This window comes from Siminovitchia jepli (genome assembly GCF_047228825.1).
Classification (GTDB): Bacteria; Bacillota; Bacilli; order Bacillales; family Bacillaceae_C; genus Siminovitchia.
Window position 1 is genome coordinate 20,571 of the sequence record NZ_JBFEGN010000051.1, and the last position, 7,294, is coordinate 27,864.

Below are 7,294 nucleotides of genomic sequence, written 5' to 3' on the forward strand. Positions count from 1 at the left end.
TGAGCTCAACACTTCTCAAACCGAACTAAATAAAAAAAGAGATCCTATGGTTTCCCATTATCTCCCGAGCCAATCAAAGAGTCAAGTATGGATGAAGGGTTTCCTGATGTTGTTTTCCCCTGCCTTGAATATCTTATGCATATTCGTTTTTTTGTGTACTGCATGGGAAATAATGATCTTTTAAAGAGCTGCCCCGTGAAATATTTATTTTAGAATGGGAGGCATGATTTTGTTCACCGCAAATACGATCATTTTAATCCCTTTTTTGGCTGCCATTCTCCTTCCTTTTATCTATAAAAGAGTGGCCTTTCATATCGGCTGGATCGTACTTTTTGTACCGGCAGCATTATTTATAGCGCTTGCAGGCTATATTCCCTCTATCGCGAGAGGGGACACCTATTACCACACGTTCGATTGGATTCCTTCATTTGCCATCAATTTTGCTACATACCTCGACGGACTCGGCATGATATTTGGACTATTAATTACGGGTATAGGAATTCTTGTAATACTCTATTCCATTTACTACTTATCCCCAGAGGAATCTTTGTTACATTTTTACTTATATTTACTGATGTTTATGGGGAGTATGCTCGGTGTTGTCTTTTCGGACAACCTGCTGGTGTTCTATGTATTTTGGGAACTTACGAGTATTTCTTCTTTTCTGCTGATTGCATTTTGGTTCCATAGGAAGAGATCGAGATACGGAGCGCAAAAAGCGCTGCTGATTACAGTAAGCGGCGGATTGGCCATGCTGGTAAGCTTTATCATGATTTACATGATGACTGGTACGATGAGTATTCAGGAAACGATCAAAAAAATAGATGTAAATCATGAATTGTTTATCCCGGCCCTGATTTTGCTGCTTATAGGAGCGTTCACAAAATCGGCCCAGTTTCCTTTTCATATCTGGCTTCCGGATGCCATGGAAGCACCGACTCCTGTCAGTGCCTATCTGCATTCCGCCACCATGGTAAAAGCGGGAATATATTTAGTGGCCCGTTTTACTCCCATATTTGGAAGTGATGAGATATGGTCCTGGATCATTACCTTGCTTGGACTGGCAACCTTATTTTGGGGATCGATTACTGCTGTTCGCCAAACGGATTTGAAAGCATTGCTTGCGTATTCCACTATCAGTCAATTGGGCTTGATTATGAGTTTGTTCGGTATTGGTTCAACCGCCCTTCGCATGGGCTCCAGTACCGAAACAGCCATATATGCCCAGGCCATATTTGCTGCACTGTTTCATCTGATCAATCATTCCACTTTCAAAGGAGCCCTGTTCATGGTTGTGGGCATCGTTGACCATGAAGTCGGAACGAGGGATATTCGCAGGCTGGGCGGGCTCATGTCCATTATGCCGATTTCTTTTACCGTCGCTTTGATTGGTGCCTTTTCCATGGCCGGGCTGCCGCCTTTTAATGGTTTTTTGAGCAAAGAAATGTTCTTTACGGCTGTTTTGGATGCCAGCCACCTCAATCTTTTTTCCTTAACTGCATGGAGCGGGCTTATTCCGGTAATTGCCTGGACCGCTAGTGTCTTTACTTTTGTTTACAGTATGATTATTGTTTTTCAAACATTCTTTGGCCAGTCCCGGATGAAGACCGAAGAATTTGATGTCCATGAAGCGCCGCTTGGCATGTTAATCTCTCCCGTTATGTTGTCCATATCCATTTTGGGGATATTCTTTTTTCCGAATATCGTCGGTGATTACTTGCTGCGGCCGGCCATGCAGGGGATTTTTCCGACGCTTGAAGGAGTGGCGGACTTCATTCATCCCATTTCGGCCTGGCACGGTTTTAATGCCGAATTGTTCATGACGCTGGGTGTCGTTGTTTTGGGCGTGCTGCTTTATAAGTATTTGCCAAAATGGAAAGGCATCTATTATTGGCTTCCCTCTGCCTTGTCTTTCGATGCTTTTTACAACAAAACACTGGAATGGACCGAGAGAGCCTCTTTGCGCCTCACCAGTTCTTATATGACAGGTGTCCTTCGCCATTATGTAACTTATATTTTTATCTTTTTTATCGTAATGATCGGCGGTACCTTGGTTCTGACGGAGGCATTCTCGTTTGATGCATCCGGCAATGCCCAAATCCGCCCCTATGAATGGCTGATCGTTTTTGTCATGATGGCAGCAGGCTTGGCCATTCCTTTCGCCAAATACAGAGTAACAGCTGTACTTTTAAACGGCGTTCTCGGATATGGCATAGCTCTTTTGTTTGTTATTTTCCGCGCACCCGATTTGGCGCTGACACAAATCGCGGTCGAGACGGTTACGACGGCTTTGTTTTTGGTCTGCTTCTTTTTCTTGCCAACATGGGAAAAGGAGAAGAGGGCTCCGGGAACGAAGCTGTTCAACATGCTTATTTCCGTTGCAGTTGGTGCCATTTTTATAATGGTAGCTCTATCGGTTCAAAGTGAAAGATTGTTTCAAACCATTTCCGGCTATTATGAAAAAGCCTATGAACTGTCAGGGGGCAAAAATATTGTGAATGCGATCATCGGGGATTTTCGGGCATTTGATACGATGCTTGAAGTGGTGGTCCTGTTCATCGCCGGTATTGGCGTATATTCTTTAACGAAATTAAAGGCCGGCAAAGGGGGAGAAAACGTTGGAGATCAATAATGTTATCCTAAAGACCGTTACAAAAATTGTGGTGTTCATTATTTTGACCTTTGCCGTCTACCTATTTTTTTCGGGGCATCACACGCCAGGGGGCGGATTCATTGGCGGCCTCGTACTCGCTTCAGCGTTTATTCTGCTGTTGCTGACATTCGATGTTGAAACCATACAGAAGGGGATTCCATTTGATTTTAAGCTAGTAGCCGCATTGGGAGTGTTGATCGCCGTCTCTGAAGGCGCAGGTTCCATATTGTTCGGCAAACCATTTTTGAGTCAGGCGTTTGCTTATATCGGCATTCCTTACTACGGCGAAATCGGGCTGGCGTCCATTACCCTTTTTGAAGCAGGTGTCGCTTTAACCGTGGTTGGCGTGGTTGTGACGATTATTTTAAGCATAAGTGAGGATGTTTAACATATGGAAACGTTGACGATCATATTGGCGGGTGTTCTGGTATCTGTGGCTACATATTTGATTCTATCCAAAAATCTTTTGCGGGTAATTTTGGGATCGGCGGTGCTTTCTCATGCCGTCCATCTGCTTTTGATGGCAATGGGTGGATTAAAAAAAGGCGATGTACCCTTGTTGGGAGAAAATGCTGAAGCTTATACAGATGCGCTGCCGCAAGCCCTTATTTTAACGGCCATTGTGATCAGCTTTGCCGTAACGGCCGTATTTCTTGTTCTGGCCTATCGTTCGTATCAAGGTGCCGGAACCGCTCATTCCGATTCTTTCAGAGGTTCTGAACATGAATAATATAATTGTATTGCCCATGGTTCTGCCCATTTTGACGGGAATTTTGCTAGTTTTTCTTCGCCCTTTCATCCGAACCCAGCGCTGGATCAGTTTGGGGACGATGGTTCTGACATCAGGCATTAGTCTATACATATTAAGGCTTGTACAGGCCAATGGGATTATACGGCTTGACTTCGGGGGCTGGAAACCGCCATTTGGCATTATCTTTGTGGCTGATTCCTTTTCGCTGCTTCTGGTCTTGTCCACAAGCATTGTCACCTCCATATGTCTTCTCTATTCCTTTTATTCAATAGGGGAGTCGTATGAAAAAATGTTTTTTTACCCATTTGTCCACTTTATGGTGGCAGGCGTGAATGGCTCTTTTTTAACGGGCGATTTGTTTAACTTATTTGTTTGCTTTGAAGTCATGCTGTTGGCGTCTTATATACTCATTTCCCTTGGGGGTACAAAAATTCAATTAAGGGAATCGGTAAAGTATGTTGCCATTAACGTGTTGTCCTCCTGGTTTTTCCTAGTGGCCATCGCTTATTTGTACGGTACGCTGGGCACGTTGAATTTGGCCCATTTGTCCCAGCGAATTGCAGAAGCCGGGCAGACCCCGATATTAACCGTTATCAGCATCATGTTTCTCATTGTTTTTGCGTTAAAGTCCGCATTGTTGCTCTATTTCTGGCTTCCGGGTTCTTACAGTGCACCGCCGGCCGCTGTTGCTGCTTTATTTGGTGCTTTATTGACGAAAGTCGGCATTTATGCCATGTTCCGGATATTTTCCCTTCTCTTTTATCATGAACCGCAAATTACCCATACGGTCATTGGAATTATGGCCGGAATCACGTTGGTCGGAGGAAGTATCGGTGCCATTGCCTATAATGATATTCGTTTGATCGTTTCCTACAATGTGATTATCGGCGCGGGTTTTATTATGGTCGGACTGGCGGTGTCTACGCCGGCATCCATGGAAGGGTCCATTTTTTACCTTGTCCACGATATGATTTCGAAGGCCCTTTTGTTCCTGCTTGCGGGAACGATGATCACCCTTGCAGGAACAAGAAAAATGAATGAAATGAGCGGGCTGATTCGTAATTACCCTGTATTGGGATGGTTGTTTTTTATCGTTATGCTTTCATTGGCCGGCATACCGCCGCTTAGTGGTTTTATTGGCAAAGTGTTAATCAGTCAAGGAGCAATCGAAGGCGAATCTTATATTCTGCTTTCCTTATCTTTAATTTCCAGCATGTTTGTTCTTTATTCTTTGCTTCGCATCTTTCTGCAGGCCTTTTGGGGAGAAACAATTATTGCTGAAGAAGAGGAGAGACCGCTAAAAAAAGGATGGATATTCCCGAATATATTGCTGGCTGCCGCCACCATCGGTTTAGGTTTTGGTACAGAGCTGCTTGTCCCCCATGTACGGGATGCGGCATCCACATTATTAAATCCCCAAATTTATATTGAAGCTGTACTCAATCAAAATGAATAAGAATCAATCTTCCTGAGAAGGAGGTGGGATCATGCCTGCCCAATTTATTTTGAATTTGTTTATCGCTTTTCTTTGGATGGTCTTAAATGATGAAGATGAGTTAAGGTTTTCCACTTTCTTTACCGGTTTTTTAGCCGGTATTGTCATTATATTTCTGATGCATCGCTTTTTTGGGCAGCAGTTTTATCTTCAACGTTTTTATTACGTATTAAAATTGATCTTTATTTTTATTTGGGAGTTATTTTTGTCTGCTTTTTTGGTGATCAAACATATTGTAAGCAGAAAGGTGGATGTCAAGCCAGGCATATTTTCATATAAAACGGAGTTAAAGAGTGATTGGGAAGTGACAACACTTGCCCTGTTATTGACGCTGACACCGGGATCCGTCGTGATGGAGGTATCGCCTGAAGGAAATGTGTTCTATATACATGCGCTGGATATCGAACGGTATAAGGAATCATTGCTGCGTTCTCTTGGAAAGTTTGAAAAAGCCATCATGGAGGTAACCCGTTAATGATTAAAATCATGCTGACTGCTGCGCTTGTTCTCTTTTCTGTCGCCATTGCCATTGCGCTTTATCGCATTATTAGCGGACCTTCCATTCCTGACCGGGTTGTTGCCATGGATATGATCGTGGTGAACCTGATTTCGGCCATTGCCATCATTTCGATATTGCTTGAAACAAAAGCGTTTCTTGAAGTGATTCTTATTTTGGGCATCCTTGCTTTTATCAGCACGATTGCCCTCTCAAAATATGTCGAGAGGGGTGTTATCATTGAACGCAAGCGAAATCGGTGAATTTGTCATTGTGTTACTCATTTTAATGGGGGGCATCATCAGCATCATTAGTGCATTGGGCATTATTCGCTTTCCGGATGTGTATACCCGATCCCATGCAGCGACAAAAAGTTCTACTCTGGGGGTACTGTTGTCCCTAACGGGAGCATTTATGTATATTTGGCTGACGGATCATTTTATAAGTGTCCGCCTCATACTCGGCATTTTGTTTGTTTTTATTACTGCCCCGGTATCGGGCCACCTGATTATCCGTGCAGCTTACCGCGCAAATGTACAGATGACGGAAGATACTGTGGAGGATGAATTGAAACCAGTTTTGGAAGGGAAAAGGCAATAGAAAAAGGATCGGCGAATAACGCAAAAACCCCTCTTTATGAGGGGTTTTATTGCACATCCACCATAATATTGGTGCTGATTTTAATGTCATCTATTTCACCAATGTGGACCAATTTATCTATTTGAAGTATAGATAAAGATATTATTTTGCATATCAGCTATTCTGAAAACAGGTAAAAAAAGGCCAATGTTTGTAAAAAACACCGACTTTTTCTACTCAAACCTATTTTCCGCTAATCGTATTATGTCAGATTGTAAAATAGAAAAATGACATTTTTCACTTTTTTTCTTCAGGGGTTGTCCCTAAAAAGGCGTACTTGAATAGGGGAATGTTTTTCCTTCCCCTTATTTCGACATTTTGGCCATTCCGCCCGACATTTTTTGATTATCTCGCCCCGTTCCTTTTTAGGTATATGCTCTCATCAAGGCCCAACCACTGTAATATCAGCTGCGTTGTTTCGTTCATATTCGACACCATTCTTTTATCGTCTGTGAATGATGTATCTTTGAATTCTATTACACTTATATAGTCGAACTGCTCGAGAATCGTCTTTCCTGTTGGTCTGTAAAAATTTTTTCCGTATAGTCGCAACGGTTTATCTTCTTCGGCAATCTTGATTCTCACCCTACGCTGTATCAGTGCGTAGATGAGAAGCCCTATCACCAGGACATAGCACAACCCAAGGATCCTGTCTTCATTTTTTAAAAATACGCCATGGACAAAATATGGATGCTTCAAGGCCCTGAAAAGATTCTCCACTTCAATCTGTGATTTATACCTGCGAAGCAGATCTAGGCTTGAGGGCACTTTATCCCGGCTCGCATTGCTTATGAGGACGAATGTGCTTTCCATATCCCGCTGTTTTTGAATCTGTTCCTCATCCCTTACAAGGGTGAATTCACAGACATAAAATGTCTTGGTGGGCGGTTTTTCTGTTTCGGAAGGCCGTCCAGGACGCCGCTTGATCTGTTCCTTTTGCACAACCCTGCCTTCCAGCCTATGATATTTCAACGGCATCTTCAGGCATTCCGTCAATCGGGCATCGGCGTCTTCCCGGCAATGGTACTCTACCTTCCCCCACTCCCTGATGGACTTTTCCCCTTTTGATTGTTCCTCTTTGATCTGCTTGTCAATCTTTTTTTGCTTTCTTCGATCGAGGGTGGAGGAGTGTACGATGGCAAAGCGATAATCACGCCCGTATAGTTCCTCTTCGGCCCCTTGAATCCGGTAGGTTGCGGCATCCTTTTTGTCATTCAAGGGGCCAATGCGGACCCAATCGGCTTCATTCCTGTATGCCTG

At 43.4% G+C, this 7,294-nt stretch carries 8 protein-coding genes; 7 read left to right on the top strand and 1 reads right to left on the bottom strand.

Going from position 1 to position 7,294, the window contains the following annotated elements; genetic code table 11:
- Nucleotides 1-223: 223 nt before the first annotated feature.
- Genes AB1L08_RS15230 through AB1L08_RS15260 form a run of 7 tightly spaced genes read left to right on the top strand, consistent with a single transcriptional unit; the run spans nt 224 to nt 5,995 of the window.
- Nucleotides 224-2,632 carry a Na+/H+ antiporter subunit A gene (locus AB1L08_RS15230; protein WP_413065512.1) on the top strand — a complete coding sequence of 803 codons (2,409 nt, stop codon included), beginning with the start codon at nt 224-226 and terminating at the stop codon, nt 2,630-2,632.
- The gene (locus AB1L08_RS15235) at nt 2,619-3,041 is read left to right on the top strand and encodes a Na(+)/H(+) antiporter subunit B (protein ID WP_413065513.1); all 423 of its coding nucleotides are present in this window, start codon (nt 2,619-2,621) and stop codon (nt 3,039-3,041) included. The genes AB1L08_RS15230 and AB1L08_RS15235 overlap by 14 nt, the downstream gene beginning before the upstream one ends.
- A 3-nt stretch (nt 3,042-3,044) precedes the next feature.
- On the top strand, nt 3,045-3,383 hold the full coding sequence (locus tag AB1L08_RS15240) for a Na(+)/H(+) antiporter subunit C (protein ID WP_413065514.1): 339 nt from the start codon (nt 3,045-3,047) through the stop codon (nt 3,381-3,383).
- Complete coding sequence (locus tag AB1L08_RS15245; RefSeq protein WP_413065515.1) at nt 3,376-4,860, top strand: Na+/H+ antiporter subunit D; 1,485 nt, start codon at nt 3,376-3,378, stop codon at nt 4,858-4,860. Before AB1L08_RS15240 ends, AB1L08_RS15245 begins: the two co-directional genes overlap by 8 nt.
- Nucleotides 4,861-4,891: 31 nt before the next feature.
- Nucleotides 4,892-5,374, top strand: a complete 483-nt coding sequence (locus tag AB1L08_RS15250) for a Na+/H+ antiporter subunit E (RefSeq protein ID WP_413065516.1) — start codon at nt 4,892-4,894, stop codon at nt 5,372-5,374.
- Nucleotides 5,374-5,658, top strand: a complete 285-nt coding sequence (locus AB1L08_RS15255; protein ID WP_413065517.1) for a Na(+)/H(+) antiporter subunit F1 — start codon at nt 5,374-5,376, stop codon at nt 5,656-5,658. The genes AB1L08_RS15250 and AB1L08_RS15255 overlap by 1 nt, the downstream gene beginning before the upstream one ends.
- The gene (locus AB1L08_RS15260; RefSeq protein ID WP_413065518.1) at nt 5,636-5,995 is read left to right on the top strand and encodes a Na+/H+ antiporter subunit G; all 360 of its coding nucleotides are present in this window, start codon (nt 5,636-5,638) and stop codon (nt 5,993-5,995) included. The genes AB1L08_RS15255 and AB1L08_RS15260 overlap by 23 nt, the downstream gene beginning before the upstream one ends.
- Nucleotides 5,996-6,379: 384 nt before the next feature.
- On the opposite strand, the gene AB1L08_RS15265 is transcribed toward AB1L08_RS15260, so the two are convergent.
- Nucleotides 6,380-7,294, bottom strand: a 915-nt coding sequence (locus tag AB1L08_RS15265; protein WP_413065519.1) for an IS1634 family transposase, incomplete at its 5' end; no start/stop codon positions are given.

What these genes read in the sequence shown, in the direction of transcription:
- AB1L08_RS15230 (WP_413065512.1), top strand. Translation starts at nt 224, where the DNA reads ATGATTTTGTTCACCGCAAATACGATCATTTTAATCCCTTTTTTGGCT.
- AB1L08_RS15240 (WP_413065514.1), top strand. Translation starts at nt 3,045, where the DNA reads ATGGAAACGTTGACGATCATATTGGCGGGTGTTCTGGTATCTGTGGCT.
- AB1L08_RS15245 (WP_413065515.1), top strand. Translation starts at nt 3,376, where the DNA reads ATGAATAATATAATTGTATTGCCCATGGTTCTGCCCATTTTGACGGGA.
- AB1L08_RS15250 (WP_413065516.1), top strand. Translation starts at nt 4,892, where the DNA reads ATGCCTGCCCAATTTATTTTGAATTTGTTTATCGCTTTTCTTTGGATG.
- AB1L08_RS15255 (WP_413065517.1), top strand. Translation starts at nt 5,374, where the DNA reads ATGATTAAAATCATGCTGACTGCTGCGCTTGTTCTCTTTTCTGTCGCC.